General features: G+C 41.4%; 15 protein-coding genes. 11 read left to right on the forward strand and 4 right to left on the reverse strand.

Annotated elements, in window-relative coordinates; all coding sequences use genetic code 11:
- Positions 1–236 precede the first annotated feature (236 nt).
- The 3 genes from AC570I_RS00505 (at position 237) to AC570I_RS00515 (ending at position 6,984) form a co-directional block, all read left to right on the forward strand.
- Complete coding sequence (locus AC570I_RS00505; RefSeq protein WP_497403368.1) at positions 237–3,368, forward strand: SusC/RagA family TonB-linked outer membrane protein; 3,132 nt, start codon at positions 237–239, stop codon at positions 3,366–3,368.
- Positions 3,369–3,380: 12 nt separating this feature from the next.
- Positions 3,381–4,817, forward strand: a complete 1,437-nt coding sequence (locus tag AC570I_RS00510; RefSeq protein ID WP_497403370.1) for a SusD/RagB family nutrient-binding outer membrane lipoprotein — start codon at positions 3,381–3,383, stop codon at positions 4,815–4,817.
- An 82-nt stretch (positions 4,818–4,899) separates the two neighbouring features.
- Positions 4,900–6,984: a S9 family peptidase gene (locus AC570I_RS00515; RefSeq protein WP_497403372.1), complete on the forward strand. Its 2,085-nt coding sequence runs from the start codon at positions 4,900–4,902 to the stop codon at positions 6,982–6,984.
- On the opposite strand, the gene AC570I_RS00520 is transcribed toward AC570I_RS00515, so the two are convergent.
- Positions 6,981–8,615: an ABC transporter substrate-binding protein gene (locus AC570I_RS00520; protein ID WP_497403376.1), complete on the reverse strand. Its 1,635-nt coding sequence runs from the start codon at positions 8,613–8,615 to the stop codon at positions 6,981–6,983. The genes AC570I_RS00515 and AC570I_RS00520 overlap by 4 nt on opposite strands.
- A 46-nt stretch (positions 8,616–8,661) precedes the next feature.
- Between AC570I_RS00520 and AC570I_RS00525 the strand changes: the two genes are divergently transcribed.
- On the forward strand, positions 8,662–9,114 hold the full coding sequence (locus AC570I_RS00525) for a hypothetical protein (protein ID WP_497403378.1): 453 nt from the start codon (positions 8,662–8,664) through the stop codon (positions 9,112–9,114).
- A gap of 41 nt (positions 9,115–9,155) precedes the next feature.
- On the opposite strand, the gene AC570I_RS00530 is transcribed toward AC570I_RS00525, so the two are convergent.
- Positions 9,156–10,733, reverse strand: coding sequence for a M1 family metallopeptidase (locus AC570I_RS00530; RefSeq protein WP_497403381.1), 1,578 nt, complete (start codon positions 10,731–10,733; stop codon positions 9,156–9,158).
- A 71-nt stretch (positions 10,734–10,804) separates the two neighbouring features.
- On the reverse strand, positions 10,805–12,142 hold the full coding sequence (locus tag AC570I_RS00535) for a sigma-54-dependent transcriptional regulator (RefSeq protein ID WP_497403383.1): 1,338 nt from the start codon (positions 12,140–12,142) through the stop codon (positions 10,805–10,807).
- A gap of 143 nt (positions 12,143–12,285) precedes the next feature.
- On the opposite strand from AC570I_RS00535, the gene AC570I_RS00540 reads away from it, so the two are divergent.
- From AC570I_RS00540 to AC570I_RS00570, 7 genes are all read left to right on the forward strand, one after another.
- Entirely contained in the window at positions 12,286–14,730 is a 2,445-nt protein-coding gene (locus AC570I_RS00540) for a PIG-L family deacetylase (RefSeq protein WP_497403386.1), read from the forward strand.
- A gap of 101 nt (positions 14,731–14,831) precedes the next feature.
- Positions 14,832–16,523: a sodium:solute symporter family protein gene (locus AC570I_RS00545; RefSeq protein WP_497403388.1), complete on the forward strand. Its 1,692-nt coding sequence runs from the start codon at positions 14,832–14,834 to the stop codon at positions 16,521–16,523.
- 31 nt (positions 16,524–16,554) lie between these two features.
- Positions 16,555–17,073 (forward strand): DUF2911 domain-containing protein, encoded by a 519-nt coding sequence (locus AC570I_RS00550; RefSeq protein ID WP_497403391.1) that lies wholly within the window; start codon positions 16,555–16,557, stop codon positions 17,071–17,073.
- A gap of 185 nt (positions 17,074–17,258) precedes the next feature.
- Positions 17,259–19,340 (forward strand): glycoside hydrolase domain-containing protein, encoded by a 2,082-nt coding sequence (locus tag AC570I_RS00555; RefSeq protein WP_497403394.1) that lies wholly within the window; start codon positions 17,259–17,261, stop codon positions 19,338–19,340.
- 116 nt (positions 19,341–19,456) lie between these two features.
- Positions 19,457–19,648, forward strand: coding sequence for a hypothetical protein (locus AC570I_RS00560; protein ID WP_047798351.1), 192 nt, complete (start codon positions 19,457–19,459; stop codon positions 19,646–19,648).
- Positions 19,649–19,937: 289 nt separating this feature from the next.
- Positions 19,938–21,890 (forward strand): OmpA family protein, encoded by a 1,953-nt coding sequence (locus tag AC570I_RS00565; protein ID WP_497403397.1) that lies wholly within the window; start codon positions 19,938–19,940, stop codon positions 21,888–21,890.
- A 74-nt stretch (positions 21,891–21,964) separates the two neighbouring features.
- Complete coding sequence (locus AC570I_RS00570) at positions 21,965–22,426, forward strand: NUDIX hydrolase (RefSeq protein ID WP_497403399.1); 462 nt, start codon at positions 21,965–21,967, stop codon at positions 22,424–22,426.
- On the opposite strand, the gene AC570I_RS00575 is transcribed toward AC570I_RS00570, so the two are convergent.
- A complete protein-coding gene (locus AC570I_RS00575; protein ID WP_497403401.1) occupies positions 22,416–23,519 on the reverse strand; it encodes a DNA alkylation repair protein in 1,104 nt (367 codons plus the stop codon). The two genes, AC570I_RS00570 and AC570I_RS00575, sit on opposite strands and share 11 nt — an antisense overlap.
- Positions 23,520–23,552: the final 33 nt, after the last annotated feature.

The raw sequence follows: 23,552 nt of genomic DNA on the forward strand, positions 1-23,552 counted from the left end.
TGCTCAATGCTTCTTGTTTAATTCATAGAATTTCATTTTTGAATTAGCTTTATTTCTTCGAGTCATCCGCGTTTAGGTGTTTTAATACCTCAATTCCAGCAAAAAGCTGCTTTCTATCTGAATCTACGTAAAAATTTTATCTCATTGGACATGTTGTCACCTCCAAAGGATAGTGTTTTGCTTATAAAAAGCATATATTGCATATAACTAATACACTAACCTAAACAAATAGAGATATGAAAAAAATCTTTACATTGCTCTCTTTTCTGTGTCTTTTACTATCCGGCCTATCCTCCACCGCTCAGGTGAAAATGATTTCCGGAAGAATTACAGCTTCAGACGATGGAGGGGCATTACCCGGAGTGAGTATCAAAGTTAAGGGTTCCGGTACAGGGACATCGACAGATGCAAATGGCAAATTTACGCTTCAGGTGCCTGGCACTAGCGCCATAATTGTGATTAGTTTGATTGGCTACAAGACTCAGGAAATTACAGTTGGCGATAGAGCAGAGATCAATAGTAATTTAGCTCCTGATGCACAGCAATTACAGGAGGTAACGATCTCCACTGCATTGGGGATTACCAGACAGGCTAAATCTCTAGGATATTCCGCCCAAACGGTTAGGTCTGAGGACTTGAACTTCAACCATCAACCAAATCTTATAAATGCATTGCAGGGAAAGGTAGCCGGCGCAACCATCTCCAGTACTGGTGGTGGCCCGGGTCAGGGCGCCAGTATCAGAGTAAGGGGCGTAAATTCAATAGATCCGAATATCTCGGGAGATCCGCTCTATGTAATTGATGGTGTACAGATTGATAATTCCACCTCTACCGTTGGAGCTAATCCAGGAGGTACAGCTTATGGCGCGCGAGGGGTGACCAACCGTGCTTCAGATATTAATCCTGAAGATATTGAGACCATTAATATACTCAAGGGTGGTGCTGCAACTGCATTATATGGATTAAGGGGAGCAAATGGTGTTGTAGTGATAACAACAAAAAGGGGGAAGCAAAATGGTTTACAGATTGATTTGAATAGCAGTTATGGCTTTGATCAGGTTCTGATTAGTCCAAAGGTGCAAAAAGAGTACACTCAAGGTGTTTTGGGTGATTACACTAATCCACCTACGGGGATTGGACCTGCATGGGGTCCAACCATAGCAGAAGCAAAATTGAAAGATCCAACACATCCTGATGAACTTTTTGATAACTATGAACAAGCATTCGGAACAGGCCAGCAAGTGAAAAATTCAGTCTCAGTAGCCGGAGGTAGTGAGGTTGTCAGATTTTTCTCCTCTGTTTCTCAATTGTATCAAAAAGGAATGATGCCGAACACAGATAACAAAAACCTGTCTGCAAGATTGAATACAGACCTTAAGATCAGCCCCAAGTTAAAAGCGTCTGTCAATATGAACTTTACAAATTCAGGAGGGTACACGTACAGTGCAGACCGGTTTGGCGAAAGTCTGGCTTACTGGTCGCCGAGGTATGATGTTGCCGATTACGAAAATGCAGACGGATCACAAAAATACGTTGGTACAAACAATCCCATTTGGGGAACGGCTAACAATAAACTGAAGGGCGACGTGAATAGGTTTATAGCCGGCGCAAGTTTGAGTTATGATCCAACAAAGTGGTTAAATTTTTCTTATCGTTTTGGAGTGGACACTTATAACGATAATCGTGTCCGTACTGCTAGAGGTCCAATGTACACAGGTGAGGCAATGTATGATAACGATCAGGGATATTACGGTGAATATAATACCAAGTTCAGGACAATCAACAGTACTTTCGTTGCAACCTTCAACACAAAACTCACTGATGATATTACAGGAACTTTAAGATTAGGGCAGGAACTTTATGACCGAAAAATAAAAGACATTGGAACGCTTGGAAGTATTTTAGGTATTTACAATTTCTTTAATCTTGCGAATGCAGGGGTGCTTACACCTAGTCAGTCTATCAGACAAAAGCGATTAGTGGGTTACTTCTGGGAAGCGACTTTCGACTACAAAAATTTTGTGTTTTTGACTGTAACAGGTAGAAATGATATTACATCAACGCTGCCCAAGGAAAGCAGATCTTTCTTCTATCCTTCAGCAAGTTTAAGTTACGTGTTTTCTGATCAGTTCAAACTTCCTGCTGTAATTAGCCAGGCCAAGTTAAGGCTGTCGTATGCCAGAATCGGAAAAGATGCATCAGAATATGCTACTTTCACGGGCTACACACCTTATACTTCATTACCTACCGGAACAGGTGGCTTAACTATAGCTCCCAACTTAGGAAATACTGATTTGCGTCCTGAATTTACAAATACTTATGAAGCAGGTTTAGAGATGTCATTTCTAAAGAATCGTCTGGGTTTTGACTTTACTTATTATTACTCATTAAGCAAGGATCAGATTGTTCAAACGCAAATTTCATCGGCTGTCGGATATGTTACAAAATCAATTAACGCCGGTGATATTAGAAATCGTGGTGTTGAGCTTGTCATTAATGGTAAGCCAATCGTAAGCAAAGACTTTAACTGGAATGTGAACCTGAACCTTTCAGCAAACAGGAATAAGGTTCTTTCTATGCCAAATGGTATTAGCGAAATTGTGTATGGCGCCGCCAGAGGATATGGTAATGCAGGTGTAACGATGAAACTGATTAAGGGACAACCTTATGGTAACATTTATGGAAGTTATTTTCAGAGGTATTCGCCAACTGCTCAGGATCCAAATGTATTGGATAAAGACCTTCCTCTGCTTATCGGAGCCAACGGTTTTCCAATCATTTCAGGTGGAACACAAAGGTTATTAGGAAATTCACAGCCAAATTATATCGTCGGTTTAGGTAACACATTTAATTACAAAAATTTTAGTTTAAACGTGTTGTTTGATGCCCGGCTTGGTTTTGAAAAATATAATTGGTTAGAAGATTTTTACTCTGCATTCGGTTTGCCTGATTACACCACCGATAGGAGAAGTTTTAAAGTCTTTGAAGGCAATCTGGCTAATGGAACCCCAAATACCAAGCAAGTTTGGCTTGGGCAAAGGATAGCACCTGATGGAGTTGATTATGGCGATGGCTATTACCGTATTTACTATAGAAATGTTTCAGAACCATTTGTAACTGATGCGTCCTGGGTACGTTTACGTTCAGCTAGCCTATCTTATAAATTTCCGGAGAGGTGGTTGCCAAGTAAAACCATCAAAAATGCCTCATTATCTGTTACAGGTAATAATCTTTGGCTATGGACTAAATACTATGGTGTCGATCCGGAATCGAGTTCGTACGATTCGGGAAGCAATAATGATGGTTCAGCAGGATTTACCTATCCTTCTGCCCGCACAATTATGTTTACACTTAATGTTGGATTTTAAAAAGGAATAAAGATGCAAAAGATTATAAAAAACACTTTGTTTTCAGCTTTAATTACCGCCCTTGGATTCCAGAGCTGTAAAGATAGTTACTTCGATAAGGTAGCTGATAATCCAAACCAGGTAACCGCTCCAACCCTAAATGCGTTGCTGGCTACGTCAACCTATAAGGCAGGATTTAACAATTACAATGTCGCTAGTATCATTTTACCTTATGTTCAATACACGGCTAATCCTGCTGCCAGTGGAGCAGGAGACACCTACCAGTCGATTGATTTCAGTACCACCTGGGACGCGCTGTATTTTGCAATGGCTGACGCGAACGAAATGAAAAAGCTCGCTGTCGCACAAAATTCAAGTGAATATAAGGGGGTAGCAGATTTGCTTATTGCATATAATTTGATCATGGTAAACGATTTGTGGGGTGATGCACCATTTTCGGAGGCCTTTAACATTAATAACCTTGTTCCAAAGTATGACAGGCAACAGGATGTATATGCATCATCTATGGCACTGGTAGATGAAGCCATTGTAGAGTTAGCGAAAACCTCCTCTACGGTGAAACTTGCAGCCGCCAGTGATTTGATTTATGGAACCAACACCTCGACAGAAAGAGCCAACTGGCTAAAAATGGCCTACGCATTAAAGGCACGTTTATTAAACAAAGTAAGTAAAACGAGCACCTACAATCCAGTGGCTGTATTGGATGCCGTAAGTAAGTCTTTTGCCTCTAACGATGAAGATGCGAGGATGCAAACTTTCAGGGAACGGAACTTTTGGGCAACTGTTGCACTCAATAATGCCAATCAATCATTAGGGGGGTGGTTGTCTGAACAATTAATAGATGCTTTAAACGGTAAAACATATCCCGGTATCGAAGATCCTCGTCTGCCAAAAATTACTGATAAAACGGTTGACGGTATTTATATTGGTACGGTAAACGGGGCAGGCAATAGATTACCCGGTGCTAATACCAGAAAAGATGAATGCTATATTTCCCAAAACTCACCATGGAGCGGGAACACTTCACCAATTTTTTTGGTAACCTATGCAGAACTAAAGTTTATAGAAGCTGAAGCTGCTTTTGATACAGACAGGACGAGATCCTACAACGCTTATTTAACCGCTATACGAGCTAACATGGATAAATTTCAGGTGGCAACTGCAGATAAGGAGATTTACCTGGCGCAACCTACTGTCGCCGTTGGCGCTGCATCGCTTACCAGAGATTTAATTTTTAAAGAAAAATATATCGCCACATATTTAAATCCTGAAGCCTGGAATGATGCCCGCCGCTTCGATTACAAATATAAAGACTTTGGTATGCCGGCCAATGCAGCCTTGCCAACCTTTATCAGACGGTTAGATTATCCCCAGGGAGAAAAAAGCAAGAATAGCTCAAACGTTCCTGTTGAAGTTCCGCGAACAACCAAACTTTGGTGGGATCAGTAACAATTTTATTAAAATAACTAATACAAAGCCCTTTCCTTTATCGGTAAGGGCTTTTTTCATAACTTTCTATAAATCATCACTCATGAACAAAGCCGCAATTATATTACTGTCTCTTATTTTGTTTTCAGTTTGTGGTTTCTGTCAACCTTTCCCGATAAAATCTGTATTGAGTTATCCATTCCCCTCTCAATTGGTTTCTTCCCCCTCCGGATCAAAAATTGCCTGGGCAGTAAATGAACAGGGTAAACGAAATATTTATACTGCAACAGCCCCGGATTATCAGGTAATGAAGCTAACCAGCTATAACGAAGATGACGGGCAGGAATTAACTAGTCTATCTGTTTCCGATGATGGAAAGTGGATTGTATTTGTCAGGGGTGGCGACCACGGCGGAAGGGATGGAGGTCCCGTAAATGCCGGTTCTTCTCCAGTTGCCCCGAAAATGCAGGTGTTAAGTATTCCTTTTGCAGGTGGAAAAACGATTACAATTGGAGAAGGAGATTATCCGGTGATTGCTCCGAATAGTAAAGATTTAATATTCTCCAGCGTAGGCCAGATCAAAATCGCAGCAATAGATGGTTCGTCTCCGGCAAAGAATCTATTCTACGCAAAAGGAAATAATTCAGGTTATAAATGGTCTCCTGACGGTACAAAAATCGTATTCGTAAGCAATAGAACTGACCATTCGTTTATCGGGATTTATAAAGATCAGTCAACACCCGTTCAATGGTTGTTGCCTTCATTTGCGAGGGATCACTCCCCTGCCTGGTCGCCCGACGGTTCAGAAATTACTTTCATCAGAACCCAGGGCTTGGGAATGGAGACCGATTCCATTTTGGCGAAGAAACATCAGCCCTGGGCAATCTGGACTGCGAATGTCATTACGGGTGAAGGTAAGCAGATTTGGAAAGCCCCCACAACGATCAAAGGTTCTTATCCATCAATTGAAGGTGGCGCAAATTTAGCCTGGGCAGCTGGGCGTATCATCTTCAGTTCCTATGAAGATGGCTGGCCTCATCTATATTCAATGGATAGCAAAGGGAGAAACAGGCTGCTGCTTACTCCCGGTAATTTCGTTGTCGAAAATGTAAAGCTCACGCAGGATAAAAAGACAATTATTTTCGCCGCAAATACAGGAAAGGACAAAGATGATTTGGACAGGAGGCATATTTATAAAGTTTCAGTTGACAAGGGCGATATGAAGCCGCTGAGTGGGGGCTTAGGTATTGAAGCCTATCCGGTAATTGCCGGCGATGGAGAGCAGGTTTATTGTTTGAGTGCCACGGCCCAAAGGCCCTTGTTACCTGCCGTTTTGCAGGATGGAGGGAAAATCAGGCTCATCGGGGAAGAATTGATCCCTGCTGATTTTCCGCTCAAACATATGGTTATTCCAGAGCATGTCAGCTTCCGGGCAGCCGATGGGCAGCTGGTTTATGGTCAGTTGTTCTCTCCTAAAAACCCACTTAAAAGTCATCCAGCAATTTTATATGTTCACGGCGGACCGCAAAGGCAGATGTATCTGGGCTGGAGTCCTATGGACTACTATTCCATTGACTACGGACTTAATCAATATCTGGTAAGCCTGGGCTTTACAGTTCTGTCGGTCAACTACAGGTTAGGCTTAGGCTATGGTTACGACTTTCACAAACCGCTAAATGCAGGTGCTCAGGGTGCATCGGAATATCAGGATATTAAAGCGGCGGGAGAGTGGCTGTCCGCTCAGGCCCATGTTGATCCTAAACGCGTAGGGATATATGGTGGATCATATGGCGGTTATCTCACGGCTTTGGCTTTAGGAAGAGATTCGAAGCTGTTTGCTGCCGGGGTTGATATTCATGGGGTAAATAACAGATTCAGTGCGAATACAGCTGAGGCCAAAGCGCCAGCACCTGATGCCACCCTTGCCGCTAAAATTGCACAGGGATCTTCACCGGTAAGTTATCTCAAAACCTGGACCTCCCCAACACTGATTATTCATGCAGATGACGACCGCAATGTTTCCTTCAGCCAAAGTGTGGACCTGGCAAAGAGGTTTGAGGATAAAAACTTTGAATTTGAATCTCTGGTGATTCCTGACGATACCCATCACTGGATGAAGTTTTCAAACGGGGTGAAGGTAAGTGAGGCAACAGCAGAATTTCTGAAACGTAAACTCTTTGGCAATTAACCTTTTTTGATTCTTTTCAAAATCATTAAACTCAACGGATTATAAGCATAACCGCTGATATTATTTTGAAGCATCACTACAGATTGATCATAAAACAGGGGCACTACCGGCGAAAAATCCATCACCATCTGATCCATCTTACGGTAAAGTTCAAAACGTTTTTCATTGTCGGCTTCGTAGTAACTTTGTTCAAATAACCGGTCAAATTCCTTGTTATAAAACGCGAAATAATTTGGCCCGTTGGGTACCTTATTTTTTGAATAAAACATGGACAGGAAGTTTTCACCGTCAGCATAATCTGCAAGCCAGGAACCACGAAAGAAGTTTACATGGTTTTTTGCCATCAGCTCTCTGAGGCTTGAACTTGGGCTCACATCAATTTTAACTTTGATACCAACGGCTGTAAGTTCACCCTGGATAAATTCAATCAGGTCTTTGTAGGTAGTTGTAGTGTTTAAAGTTATTTCTGGCAATCCTTTGCCTTCCGGAAAGCCTGCTTCTGTTAATAAATGAGCGGCTTTCTTTTGATCATAGGTATACCCATGGACTTTTGTACTGTCAAATCCAGGCATGCCCTTAGGTACAAAACCTGATGTTGCAGCAATTCCAATTCCATTTCTCAGGTATTTGATTAGCTTATCACGATCAATGGCATAGTTTATTGCCTGACGAATCTTCTTAATTTTCAGTGGTGAGTTTTTTACAATCGCTAAATTGGTGTCGACCAGAATTCCAACATATTCGGTGCACAGGTAAGGACTTTTTGTAAGGCTGAACTTCCCTTTGTACTTAGCACTCATTTTACCGCTTTTAGTCAAAATATCATCACGGTAACTTCCATCCACGTTATAATAAAAATCAAGATCCTTTTTCAGAAAGCTCATAAAACCACTTTGCTTATCGGTGATGAACGTGGCTTTTACAGCATCCAGATAAGGCAGGTGAACGCCCTTATCATCCTGCTCAAAGTAATGATCGTTCTTTAATAGTACCAGGATTTCGCCCTCTTTCCAATATTTAAATCTGAAAGGACCGGTACCTACAGGGTGACTTCTAAAATCTTTTCCATAATGTTCAACCACTTCTTTTGGTACTACCGAACAATATTGGGTGGTAAGCAAGCTCATGAAAGGGGGAAAGGGTTTCACCAGTTTGATCTGGAACGTAGAATCATTAATGGCAATGAAACTATGCTCATCCTTCACCTTGTCGCTAAAGATCCATCCACCTGAGGAAGCAACTTTTGGATCGATGAGCCGGTAAAAACTATATGCGAAATCCCTTGCTGTTACTTTTCTCCCTTTTCCATTTTTAAAGATGGGGTCATCATGAAAATAAACGTCATTACGAAGGTTGAATGTGTAAGTCTGGGCATCTTCAGAAATCTGCCAGCTTTTTGCAATGCACGGAATAGTTTGTAAAGAATCATTAACCTGAACCAGGCCATTGAAAATCTGATTAGTCATCCAGATCGCATTTTGATTGCGCGCAAAAGCCGGATCTATGGAGGTTAAGCCCTGATCGAGGTTGATGTTGAATACCTTTTTGCCATTATCCGTTGTGTTTTCCCTACACGAAAAGATGATGCTAGAGCAAAAAATCCAAAATATATATTTAAATGAGCCTTGCATGAGGGGAGGAATGTTATTTTTGCACAAATTAATAAATTTAATGCAGATGTCTTTTTTAAACGATTTATTTATTGGCCTTGATGCCGCTCAGCAGGAAGAACTTCAGGAACGTTTGGATTTGGTAGAACACAAAATTAAGTTTATGGACAAAATGCCTGTTGCTTGTCTGGATGCAGCAAACAATCTAAACTATTTGCTGGCGGAAGAAATTGCTTTAGCAGGTGGGATGCTGGAAGCAGATATTCTGGGTGCTGCATTTGTCATCTATTACGAACCTGGAAAAACGCTGACCGATTTAATGAGGGAAGTACCCGCAGTACTCAACGCAGAATGGCAGGCGGTTAAAAACAATCGGATTATCTTATTGAATGACGATGTCAACCGTGTACGCACTGCCGAAAATGCAGTGGCATTGATTGAGGATATTGCTGAAATGCTGCATCCCGGCTCCTTTATTTTTGGCCACGAAGGAGATAAGTGGATTAGGTTTGGAGCTTAGCCATTTGCTAAGACTCCGTATTTTTAACATGGGTAAATGATCTAAAACTTGCCCTGCTGGTTTAAAAGGTTAAAGTATTTATCCAGATTAGTACTCAGGGATTTTTCCATTGAGGCCTTGAAATCAGCCGGGGTTGGATGCCGGTTTTTCCATTCCGCAAAATAGGCCTGAAAAGCTTTGTCAAACTTTTCCTGGCCAATCTGAGATTCCAAAAGATAGAGCCATAGCGCTGTTTTGGCATAAGAAATCAATCCATATTCTTCTGAAGTTTTAAAGTCAGCTGCAGGGGTCTCAATGGCCGATTGCATAGGCACATTAGATAAGGCGCCATATACGCTGGCTAAGAACTTATCAGTAGGCAGCTCTTTAATCTTGGCCGGAATGGCATCCCCGAAAATAGAATTCGATTTGTATTTTTCAGCTTCGTACCTGAACTGGAAGAAAGTATTAAAACCCTCATCCTGCCAGGTGTGCATCCGCTCATTGCTTCCAAGCATGCTCATAAACCAGTTGTGTCCCACTTCATGGGTAATAACCCCGTCCAGCGTCTCCTTCTTTGCATCAGGGCTGGTAATTAATGTAATTGTCGGATATTCCATGCCACCACTTGCATTGTTTTTCGGACCCTCAATGGCTTGAACTACCGGATATTCATATTCTCCAATCCAGCTACTGTATTTTTTGGTGGCATCTTTAATATAACCGATGCTGTTTGCCCAAAGCGTATTTTTCTTATTGTGGTAATAGCTGAAAGCATCCACCACTTTGCCTGATGCTAATTTTACCGTATCGTATTGAATCACCAGGTCTTTATCTGCAAACCAGGCAAAATCAGGAACATTGTTAATGGAGTAGGTCAACGTTTTAGTTGCCGATTTGCTGATGGGACTATAGATCGTTGGCTTGTTCTGGTCTGCGGTGTTTTTTGCACCAATGGCTTTGTAGGCTGATAATTCATCTGTATTTTGCAGGGTGCCGGTTGCGCCCACTACATAAGCCGATGGCAAGGTAATGTTTACTTTATAATTCGCATATTCACTGTAAAATTCACCCATGTCCAGGTAAGGGAATTCATGCCAGCCATCTTTGTCGAAAACTGCCGGTTTAGGATACCACTGGGTAACCATGAATTCGGTTTCAGCATAACCTGATCGGGAAAAATAGCTTGGTAATTTAACGTTGAAATCTGTGGATATACTGATGGAATCTCCTGGTTTCAATGTGGATGGAAGTAAAACCTTCACAATATCGATGTATTGTGGATTTGGATGCGCTTCGGTTTTGGCCACTTTACCATCAACTTTGAAGTTCAGGCCGTCTATACTGCCATAGGTTATGTTTTTAAGTTTTTCCTTTCGGGAAGTATCACTTGTGATTTGCTGAAACAACGCTGTGGATTCATTTTTGTAGGCGTTCGGCCAAATATGAAACCAGATAAAATCAAGCGGGGTTGAGGAATTATTTTTATAAGTAATGGTTTCGAAGCCTTTCAGTGATTTATCCTTATCGTTTAAAGTAACATCAATATTATAGGTTAAGTGTTGTTGAAAATAGCTTTGTTGAGCAAAAGCCGAAAGGGAGAAGAGGAAGAGCAGTGTGGTTAGAATAGATTTATGCATATGTTTTTTCTTTGAAGATAATAAATTGTGATAAAATTGATCTTGTTTATTTAGGAACGTGGCTTTTTAAACTAAATTTCATTGATCTGGTACTCTTCAATTTTTCTGTATAATGTAGTTAACCCAATTCCCAGTAATCTCGATGTCTCTGTTTTGTTCCCTTTGGTATGGTGCAATACTTTTTGAATATGTTGTTTTTCTACCTGCTGGAGATTATAATTGTTTTCTAAGGGAGCCAGTTCAAAAAAATCTGGTGGGAGTGCGGAAATACTTAAGATGTCGCCATCTGATAAAATAACCAGTCGTTCGATGATGTTTTTGAGCTCTCTTATATTTCCCTTCCAGCTATATTTTTGAAAAATATCAAGCATTTTTTGATCGATTTTTATTTCCGGTTTGTTTATTTTCCCAGAAAAAGCCTTTAGATAATGTGTTGCCAAAGCAGCGATATCGGATTGGCGCTCACGCAGCGGAGGTAGTACGATGGTAAATACTGAAAGTCTGTAATACAGATCAGGCCTGAATTTTCCGGCAATGGCATCAGCCTTCAAATCTTTGTTGGTTGCCGCAAGGATGCGGACATTCACTTTGTTTGTAATGGTATCGCCAACCTTGATAAAACTCTGGTTTTCCAACACCCGAAGTAATTTAGCCTGTAGGTCCAGGTTCATTTCACCGATTTCATCCAGAAACAGGGTTCCACCATTGGCTTCTTCGAGCAATCCTTTTTTATCTTTATTCGCACCTGTAAAGGCACCGGCTTTATATCCAAAAAGCTCACTCTCCAACAGTTCAGGACTAAAGCCGCTGCAGTTTAAAGCAACAAAGGCCTTAGCTGCCCGCGCACTTTCATAATGGATCGCCTGGGCGAACACCTCCTTTCCTGTTCCTGTTTCGCCCAGAAGCAGCACAGTGGTATCAGTTTGACTTACCTTTTTTGCCAGTTCTATGGCTTCCCTCAACGCTTTTGATTTGCCTATAATGGTATTAAACTGATGTTTTTGGGCAGGTTGGTCTTGGGTGTTGAATTTGTGTTTCTGCAGGATTGCCTTTTCCATCGCTTTGTAAAGCAGCGGAATAATTTTATCATTGTCATCGCCCTTTACCAGATAATCAAATCCCCCGTTTTTGATCGCGAGAACTCCATCTGCAATGGTGCCATATGCGGTCAGGTTAATGACTTCTACATAAGGCTTAGCTATTTTAATATCCTTAACCAAAGCAACGCCATTTACATCCGGCAGTTTCACATCGCTGATTACGATATCAATATCATTGTTTTTTAAAAGCTTTAAACCTTCTTTTCCGGTTTCTGCCTGCAAAGTTGTAAAACCTTCTAATCCGATAATTCTGGAAAGCAGACTGCTAATTTTCTTTTCATCGTCAATGATGAGTACTGTACCGTTCATAGGGGTAATTTATGTTGCAATATTAAGGATAAATCGCTGTTCTTTGTTTGTACCTTTTTCGTTTCTTAGCTCAGGAAATAAAAGCATTTTGAGCATATTTGCTGTACAAAGCAAATATTATGTTTAAAAAGTTAACCTTGGCAATGCTAATAGGGTTTTGGAGTTTCTATTGTACGGCGCAACAGCTCCGTCCATCAAAATCTTCAGAAATTTACAGGGAAATCAAAACCTTAAAACATCTTCCTAAAGTGCTCTATCTGGCAGCTCATCCCGATGATGAGAATACGGGTTTGCTTTCCTGGTTAATTAATGATCAGAATGTGGAAACGGGATATCTGTCTTTAACCAGAGGAGATGGTGGGCAGAATTTATTGGGCGCTGAACAGGGCGCTGCCTTAGGATTAATCCGTACGCATGAATTACTGGAAGCCAGAAAGCTGGATGGCGCTACGCAATTTTTTACAAGGGCTATTGATTTTGGTTTCTCCAAAAATACAACTGATACTTTTAAACAATGGGATGCTGACAGCATCACAGCGGATGTAGTATGGGTCATCCGCAAGTTCCGTCCGGATGTGATCATCTGCAGATTTCCGCCAACTGCTGCCGCCGGGCATGGCCAGCATGCTGCATCTGCTGTGGTGGCAGAAAAAGCTTTCGCAGCTGCAGCTGATAAAAACATGTTCCCTGCACAATTGAAATATGTAAACGTATGGCAACCTAAAAGATTGTTGTGGAATACATTTCGTTTTGGCGCTGTAAACACGACGGCGGAAAACCAGCTTAAAATAAATGTAGGACAGTATGATGCGCAACTTGGCATGGGCTATGGCGAACTGGCCGGATTAAGCAGAAGTTTACATAAAAGTCAGGGCGCAGGAACGCAATCTGTAGCGGGTTTGAGAACAGAATATTTCACCCATGTGGCAGGCCAGCCCGCGAAAGAATCTCTTTTCGATAAAATTCCCTTAAACTGGTCGGATAAAGGAATTGGTGATATAGATGAACTGATTGATATTATATTATTATCATTTGATTATAACCACCCGGATAAAAGCCTGCATGGTTTATTGATGCTCCGTAAAAAGCTTACGGAAATACAGGATGTAAATCTTCGAAAAGATAAAATTACTGCAATAGATCAGATTATTTTAAGTTGTACCGGATTTATGGGAGAGGTGGTAACCAGTCAGGCAGAAGCAGTTGCAGGCAATAGTTATAATTTCCGCCTCAATGTAATATCAAGATCTTCAGATCCGGTTATTCTGGAACAGGTGAACTGGATTAACCAAACAGATGTGCTAAATAAAAGAGTCGCCGGTGATTCATTGATCACTTTAGAAAGAAAGATACAGATCCCTGCAGTGGCAACCCCAACAGAACCATACTGGCTTTCGGCACCAGCTAAAAATGCGGCGACTTTCAGCGTACCCAACGATACATTAGTCGGAATGCCAGAGCGGGCACCAGAATTGAATGTAGCACTAATCCTCAAAATAGGAAGCGACAGATTTACAGTTCAGCTTCCATTATCTTTCAAGAAATTAGATCCTGTTAAAGGGGATGTAGTTGAACAATTACGAATTATCCCGGCAATGGACTTAAGTTTTACAGAGCCCGTTTACTTTGCAAAAGAGAAAGAAGGGCTAACCGTTAGCCTTCGCCTGAAAGCGAATAAAAATATTAATTACGGTAAACTTAGTTTCAAGATTGGAAATACAGTAGTTAAAACCTTCACAGGGATAAACCTGGCAGAAAATACAGTAACAGTAAAAGATTTTCTTATTGCGGCTGAAGATCTTACGAAGATTAAAACCAGTCAGAATAAAGTTGAGGCCATATTCTCATCAGAAACAAATGAATTTAGCAAAGGACAGGTACTCATCCAATATCCTCATTTGCCTTCCCTGCAGTATTTTGTTCCCGCCACAACCTGGTTATTGAAAGGGGACATTAAAGTGCTGGCCAAACGGATTGGCTATATACAGGGAGCTGGTGATTTGATCCCTGAGTTTTTAAGACAGGCCGGTTTACAGGTTGATGTATTAAGTGAAGCAGATATTTTAAGCCCGGCAAAGCTCGCCGGATATGACGCCATTGTTACCGGCGTTCGCGTAATCAACACGGAGAAAAGAATCAGGAACTGGCAGGGAGCACTAAATGCTTATGTAGAAAACGGCGGTACAGTAGTAATGCAATACAACACCACCCAGGATATGGCGCTGCAGAATTTTGGTGTTTACCCTTTCAATATCGGTGGCAAACGGGTTACCGAAGAGCACGCTGCTGTTAAATTTTTGATCCCTGACCATAAACTCTTAAACTACCCGAACAAAATCACTGCGGATGATTTTAAAGACTGGGTACAGGAACGTGGTGCCTACTTTCCCGATCAGTGGGATCCAAAATATGAGGCTTTGTTTGAGATGAATGATACCGGAGAAGAGCCCTTAAAAGGTTCAACCCTTTATGCAAAGTACGGAAAAGGCAATTTTATATATAGTCCGCTGGCGTTTTTCAGGCAGCTGCCAGCCGGGAACATTGGAGCAGCAAGGTTGTTTTTCAATTTCATATCAGCGGGAAAATAAATGAAAAACCAACTGAGAAACTGGAACACCTGGTACATCTTGCTGGCACTGGCGTTAATCCTTCAGGTGCTGTTCTATTTTCTGTTTACTAAATTCTGGGCATGAGCAACTTCGACTGGGCAGTTTTGCTGTTTACCTTACTTGCCGTTGTGGTTTACGGGGTATATATTGGGCGCGGACAAAAAAGCAATGCCTCTTATTTAAAGGCAGATAATAAAATGCCCTGGTACATTGTACTTTTAGGTATTATGGCCACCCAGGCCAGCGCAATCACCTTTCTTTCCGCTCCGGGTCAGGCATATACTGATGGGATGCGGTTTGTGCAGTATTATTTCGGACTGCCATTAGCGATGATCGTCATCTGCATCACTTTCATCCCGATTTTTCAGCGTTTAAATGTATATACTGCTTACGAGTATCTGGAACAACGCTTTGATAAGAAGACGAGGGTGTTAACTTCCCTTCTCTTTCTTTTCTCGCGGGGCCTTTCAACCGGAATCAGTATTTATGCGCCAAGTATCATTCTCTCCAGTGTATTAAACTGGAACATTTATTTAACCAATGTACTCACCGGCGGAATACTGCTCATCTATACTTATGTTGGCGGAGCGAAAGCCATCGCCCATACTCAAAAACTTCAGTTTGTGATTATTTTGGCAACCATGGCTTTTGCAGGCTTCTTATTGGTACAGCGCATGCCTGAAGGTGTTAATTTTTCAGATGCACTTTACCTGGCAGGTAAGTCAGGTAAACTCAATGTGATTACTACTGAGTTTGATTGGAAAGATAAATACAATATATGGAGCGGGATGATTGGTGGTTTTTTTCTGGCGCTGTCATACTTTGGAACAGATCAGAGTCAGGTAGGCCGGTACATCACAGCAAAGGATAATACGAATGCAAAAATGGGTTTATTGCTCAATGGACTGGTAAAAATACCGATGCAGTTTGCAATCTTATTAATTGGTGCGCTTTTATTTGTTTTCTTTTCATTGAAACCAGCGCCCGTTTATTTTAATGAACGCGCCTACAGCTTGCTGAAAGAGACACAGCCCGAAAAGGCGCAGGGTTTTGAGAGAGAACACGGCAAACTGGAGGCTGCGTTTAACACCCAATCCAAAGCTATCCTGGCCCAACATAAAAATCAGTCGACTACACTAAACCAAGCCATACAGGACTTTAAGATTACCCAGCAAAGCATCAGGGATTTACATGGAAAAGTTGAACAAGCAATCAATGATTCTGCACTTAATGCGGAAAAAACCGATACCAACTACATCTTTTTGTATTTCGTAAAAAATAACCTCCCCATTGGGATGATTGGTTTACTGTTTGCCGTCATCTTTCTCGCCAGCTGGGGGTCAATATCAGCGGCTTTAAATTCGCTGGCAGCATGTTCATTGAAAGATGTTCATCTCATTTTCAGAAAAAATGGTGTAGATGATGAAACCGAATTGAGATACAGCAGACTTCATACTTTAGGCTGGGGGATATTTTCAATCGCAGTTGCGATGTTTGCCACACAGATGGGTTCACTTATAGAGGCAGTGAACGTACTCGGCTCGCTGTTTTACGGACCGATACTCGGAATTTTTCTTGTCGCATTTTATTATAAGAAGATAGACGGTCCCCTGGTTTTTATTTCAGCAGTACTATCAGAAATTGTTGTAATTGCCGTTTATGAGTTTGATGTAGTGTCGTTCCTGTGGCTAAATGTAATAGGTGCCGGTGCGGTAATTCTTTTTTCGACTTTAGGATTATTATTTTATCGTCCCAAAGCATTAATTTCGTAAACTCAAAACAACAAATACAGATAATATGACTATGAAAATGATTAAATCGATTACCATGCTTTTTACCGCATTTACCATTTCTGTAAGTGCGATGGCTCAGGATGCTGCACAGCCAAAGCCGAGCCCAGCTGCAACGGCAACGGGAAAGGTAAAAGGAGCTACCATCACCATTAACTACAGCAGTCCTGCAGTAAAAGGCCGCAAAATCTGGGGTGGTTTAGAGGCTTATGATAAAGTTTGGCGCGCAGGTGCAAACGAGGCTACTACCTTCGAAACAGACAAAGATATTGTAGTAGAAGGTAAGCCACTTGCTGCAGGTAAATACAGCTTTTTTCTGATTCCAAAGGAAAGTGGTGTATGGACAGCAATTTTTAACAAGGAACCAAAACAATGGGGCGCATACAAATACGAAGAAGCTAAAGATGTATTGCGTGTAGAGGTAAAAACAAAGGCTTTAAAAGCTACACAGGAGCGCCTGGTTTACAAAATCACTAAATCTGGGTTCTCTTTAGACTGGGATAAAGTTTCTGTTCCGGTTGCTATAAAATAAGCGACAAAATATGTTCAATAATAAGCGATAAGCTATTTTCAAAAAAAAGACCATTCCCAAAACGGAATGGTCTTTTTTATTTCATGACGGTTTGATAAGCGCATTTGGAAAGAAGGTAAAACATAACTTTTACTTAACCTTAAATTGGTAATTTAGGCCACTACAATATCGATCACACAAATACAATGAAATTTTCCATCAGCATCATTGCCCTATCATTACTTTTAAACTTAAACGTTTTAGCGCAATCGAACACTACTACATTTTCCATCAGAGATAAACGGCCGGTTGATCTGGTCAATGTTTTCCTGGGGTCTTCCGGCGATCACGGACAAATGTCGCCTGCGGCATCTTACCCGTTCAGCATGCTCAGCATTGGTCCTCAAACCTATCCCAAAACCCATACCGGCTACGAGTATCTGGCAAAGAAATTCGAAGGTTTCACTCATAACCGTTTTGAAGGCGTCGGCTGCCAGGGCTCGGGTGGAAATATTTTCATCAAGCCATTCTTAGGCCATGATCCGACTCAGTCTGTTTTAATCAAATCTACCGAAATGGCTTCGCCAGGATATTATGAAGTTGGGTTTGAAAATAAGATTAAAGCCAGTTTTGCGGTTTTAAAAAATGCCGGGAAACACCTTTATCAATTCCCAGCCGGTGAAAAAGGAATTTATCTGGATCTGGGCTATGCCTTTAATGGCGCTTTCGTTGCTGAAGAGCATGTTGTGAATGGGGGGAACGTGAGCGGCTGGATTGAGTCGAGAACCACCTGCGGTGCCGGGAAATACAGAATTTACTATGATTTGGAAGTGACCGGAAGTGCAACCTGGGAAAAGATATCTGATCATAAACTCATCATAAAATTAAAATCAGGTGATAGCAAAGCTGAGATCAATGTCGCGCTTTCCTCGGTAAGTGCCGAAGCTGCGAAAAAATCTATTAATCACAATGCGTTGCCACAGCTTAAATTGCAAAGCAGTGCAGACTGGAATACCAGCCTTTCTAAAATTGCAGTGAGCGGGAACATGAATAGTGCTAAATTGTTTTATTCCCTGCTATATCGTACCATGCAATCACCTTACGTCATCTCTGAGGAAAGTGGTGAGTACAGAAACACAAAAGGGGAGTTGAAAAAAGATAAACAAATCCGTTATAACGGATGGGCAATCTGGGACAATTATCGCACCCAGCTGCCCCTGCTCTCGTTGATTGCACAGGATCGTTTTGCTGGTATGGTTACCTCTATTGCCGATCTTTACAATTCCGGAAAAAAAGATTATGCTACGCAGAAAGAACCCTCAAATACGGTACGTTCGGAACACGCCATTGTTGTCCTGCTTGATGCTTACCGCAAAGGTTTCCCTGTGGATTTTGCTTCCATTACCGATTCTCTGGTAAAAGAAATTGAAGGGCTTGATTATAAATCGCCCGATAAAGCCCTCGAATCGAGTTACGATAATTGGGCACTTTCTGAAATCTTTAAAGTTCTGAAGAATAAAGACAAGTCGGATTACTATAAAAACAAAGCCCTCGAATATAAAAAGTACTGGAACAAGGATTTCAAAGACCTGAATAAAAATGATGTTGACCGGATGCAAGCGCGTGGATTGTACCAGGGAACCATCTGGCAATACAGGTGGTTTGTTCCTTACGATTTTAAGGGCTTGATTGAATTAGATGGGGGAGAACAAGCTTACCTGGCGAAATTAGATGAGTTTTTTGAGCGAGATTTATACAATCATGCCAATGAGCCGGATTTGCAGGTTCCTTTAATGTATAATGTTACTAAAGCAGGATATAAATCGCAATACTGGATGCACCAGCTGGCCGCAGATACTGTGATACAGAACTACTTTAATGATAACAGCCGTGGCATTGGTTCATTCATTGGAAAGATTTATAAAAACGAACCGCAGGCATATCTGAGAACAATGGATGATGATGCCGGTGCCATGAGTGCCTGGTATGTTTTTACCGCAAGTGGCTTTTCTCCTGCATGCGTAGGGTGGCCGGTGTATTACCTGAATGTTCCCCTTTTTCCGTCCTTGTCTTATACATTACCGAATGGAAAGCGCTTTAAGATCGAAACCGAAAACTTCAGCCTTAATAACAAATACATTAAAGCGGTATACTTAAATGGAAAGGAATACCACAAAAACTATATTACGCAGGATGATATCAATGCGGGCGGTGTGCTCAAGATTGTTGCCTCAGCTACACCAATAAAACGCAGCAGCACTGAGAACTGGATATCTGCCATGGAATAAGTGTTTAATACTTCTGGTAAAACGTACAGGTGTTTTTACTAAAATTGATTTTTTTCACTTTAGCGCTAAAACAAAATTTAAAATGCCATGTTGTGGATATATAAAACATTTACGTCATGGCACCATTAAAAATAAGCGAAGAGCAAAATGCAGCACTTACCAATAAAAGTAGTGTGGAGGAGCGTCAGGAACAGCCATTAGAGCTACATCCGGAAGCGTATAAGGTGAATGGTCCTTCACCAGAAAAAATGAAGACGGTATCATCTTCATTGAGAAGCTACGCAAGCGGTTTGTACGGTTTGTTGTAATAAAAACTTTTGTATTCAGGTGTTTGCTTTTTCAAATACCTTCAAATTAATTTTCATACCCATAGATGCATAAAGTCTGATGGGTATTTTTTTGTCCCGACGTCAGTGAAAGAGTAATTAAATCCCCGTTTTTTATTTTTAAGTGGATTTTATTCTACATAATATGCTGAAGATGTGGTTCGTAAGTTGATTGCCCGATTGGATTGATTTTTGAATTTATGTTTGAACCAAACAGATGTGCCTTATTGCTACACTATAAGGCTTTCGGACAAACATAAATCATTGATTAATGATCAAATATCTAAAGCTGCTCTTGATTACGGTAATCTTTGTTGCGGTACAATTAAGCAGAAGCCATGCACAGTACATGCTTAAAGAAGCTGATGCGCAATACCAGTTGTACAACTTTAAGAAAGCAATTGATTTTTATGAGCAGGCATATAAAAAGAAACCAACTCTGTATGCGGCTGAGCGGCTTGGTGAATGTTACGCGTTTACAGGCAACTATACACAAACCGAAAGCTGGTATGCTATTACTGCCGGCATGCCAGATACTCATCCTGAAAATGTACTGCACTATGCCCGGGCACTCCAGCAAAATGCGAAATATGCTGAGGCCAAACAGGCTTATAGAAAGTATAAAGAACTGAATAAAGATTCCGCTGCTACCCAAAACAACACCTGGCTTTTGAGCTGCGATTCATCACTGATTTGGATGCAGAATCCAACAAGAACCATTGTTTCAAACCAGGGAAAGCTAAATTCTCCCCAATCAGATTGGGGTGCCTTTCTGCACAACAATACTTTAACATTTGCTTCCGATCGGGGAAATGTTGCCAATGGCTCAATGTCGCAAATACCATTCCTGGTTTTTGATGGAGCCAAACGACCTGATAAAACAGTGTATGGCTGGACAGGGAATGCCTACCTCAAGCTTTATTCAGTAAACAGCGCGGGGAACCTTCAGTTATTTCCTGTAGATGCCAATACGGCCTACCATTTAGGACCCGCAAGTTTTACGGCAGATGGACTGGAAATGTATTTTACGGTAACCAAAATCCCTCAGAAACCTGTTTATGTCAACGGTAAGCTGGCCACGGTAAACGTAGAGATATTCTCGAGCAAACAGAATGCCTCGGGAAAGTGGTCGGCACCAGTACCTTTTAAATTCAACCGGGTAAACGAATACTCCCTAGGCGATCCATTTATTAGCCCGGATGGAAATAGTTTATATTTTGTATCGAACATGAAGGGAGGTAAAGGCGGTACAGACATTTACCTGAGCAAAAAAACGAATGCCGGCGAATGGGAGCTTCCGGTAAACCTGATGGATATCAATACGGAAGGAAACGAACGGACCCCCTATTTTTATAATAATTATTTTTATTTCAGTACCGACGGAAGAATCGGGATGGGGGGACTCGATATATTTGAATCACAACTTATTGAAGGTAAATTTTCGGCAGCAAAGAATCTGGGCTATCCAGGCAACTCACCACAGGATGATTTTGCATATATCAAATCGGGCCCCAAAAGTGGCTATCTCAGTTCTAACCGAAACGGAGGATTGGGAAGCGACGATATCTATCGCTTTGAAGAGCAGCAGGTGTTTGCCTTCAAACTCAGTGGAAGGGTTTTCGATAAACTCAGTCGCCAGCCTTTAGGGGATGCCATTGCAACACTTACTAAAACAGACGGACGGACTTTAAAAATACAGACAGATGAAAACGGAACCTTTAGATTTAACCTGGACGCAATATCCAATTATAATCTAGTCGCCGATAAAACAGGTTTTAGAAGTGATGCAACTAAAATATCGACGGTAGAATTAGCCGCTTCAACGGAAATACATAAGGATCTTTATCTCGAAAAAATCGTTTTGGATAAGCCAATTCGTTTGGAAAACATTTATTACGATTTCGATAAATTTAACATCAGGCCTGATGCCGCCATTGAGTTAAATAAGCTCGTGAAAATGATGCAGGAAAATCCTACAATATGGATCGAGCTGGGCTCACATACCGATAGTCGTGGCAATGACCAGTATAACCAGTGGTTATCTCAAAGCAGGGCAAATGCCGCTGTAAAATACATTGTAGAGAGGGGGATTGATAAGAATAGAATTACTGCGATGGGTTATGGAGAGCGCAGATTGCTGAACGACTGTGCTAATGGAATAAAATGCAGCGCTGCCGAACATCAGCTAAACAGGCGTACTGAATTTAAGATTGTAAAGCAGTAATTGCCAGCGAACAGTTTCCCCGCTTATTTGTTATCAGGATGTCTCAATGATGTACAATATAACATGAATGTAATATGAGGGTAAGTGCTGGTATCTTACTGTTCCGCGAAACGAATAAAGAACTGGAGTTTTTTCTCATCCATCCGGGTGGACCAATTTTCGCAAAAAAAGAATTTGGTGTATGGTCTGTTCCCAAAGGGGAACTGGATAAAGATGAGGAACCTCTGGAAGCAGCAATCAGGGAGTTTGAAGAGGAAGTGGGAACAAAGGTTAATGGTGATTTTATTGAGCTGGATTACATCATTCAAAAAGGAGGAAAGAAAGTATTGTGCTGGGCATTGGAGGGTGATATAGACACGTCTACCGTAAAGAGTAATACCTTTGAAATGGAATGGCCCCCAAAATCAGGAAAGTTTCAGGATTTCGTTGAAGTGGATCGCGGGGAGTGGTTTAATTACGAAAATGCCTGCAAGGCCATCAAAGACAGGCAGGTTCCGCTATTGGATCAACTTGTTGCAATCAGGGCTAGGCAATAAGTTCGAAACTTAATTTATGCTTTTCAGATCCGTTAATAATAATGGAAACCTGATGATCCCCGGGATGAAACTTCCGGGTAGTAATGAGTACAAATTTTTGTGCCCTGGTGATGTTGATCCCCGATCCCGGCAGGTATTGCCGCTCGGATATTTTATATACCTTTTTGGTATTCTGACCATTTTGCTTTTTGTAATACACAGCATATTCCAGCCTGACTTTTCTTTCGCCCGGATTTTCATTTTTTATCGTAAAAGAAAAATGAAGACGTTCGCCAATTTTAACAACTGGGGTCAGAAGTTTGAAATTACTAAGCAGTATGCCGTCATCATCTAAACCATAATGTTTCAGTATAGCTGGATGGCCCTGTTTCAATAATGTTCTGCTGCCATGTTTAATTATCGCGTCGGTATGGCTACTTAATCCTGACCACTTCTTTGCAATGTCAACAATAACCTGAGGATGATCTTTTGCAATATCGTTCAAGCTGTTGGCAACACTTCTTCGCACATATTCAGAATCATCCTGTTTTAAATTCTCCAGTATCGGTAGAATTGATGAAGGGTCTTTTTTCAGGTAGGGAATGCCCATCGCCCAGGGAAGGCGCGGCCTGCTACCCTCGCTGGCCAGCCGCCGCACTTTGTGGCTTGAATGCAACGACCATTCCTCCATTCTACAGATCATTTGATCCTGGTATTTTAAAATAAATGGCCTCACCGCGAATTCGCAGCTTACAAACTGGGTCACGAATTCCAGGGCTTCTGCAGATTCTTCAAAGAAATCTATACCATAGGTTTCCAGGTAATCAGGAAGAAACATGTAAGCTAAGCCGTCAGCCCCAACGCCATTCAGCTTCAGCTGCTCAATCGTTTTTTTAATCAGCTGAATATTCTCCCCATAGTCGTCTTTCAAAAACTGATGCATTACAGCAGTGGTGTGTTTCATTCGCTCTTTTAACTCCTTCGACTCAAAATCAGGAGTAAAAATTTTAGCAATGAATTTCTGCTGATCAAATCCCGGCAATGTTTTCGAAAGCGCATCGCTTAATTTATCGTAGAAAGAATGGGAATAAAGGTCTTTTAATAAGCTGGCCATGATCTGGGATTTACGATCAAAGTTAAACGATAG

Source organism: Pedobacter sp. A2324, assembly GCF_059693705.1.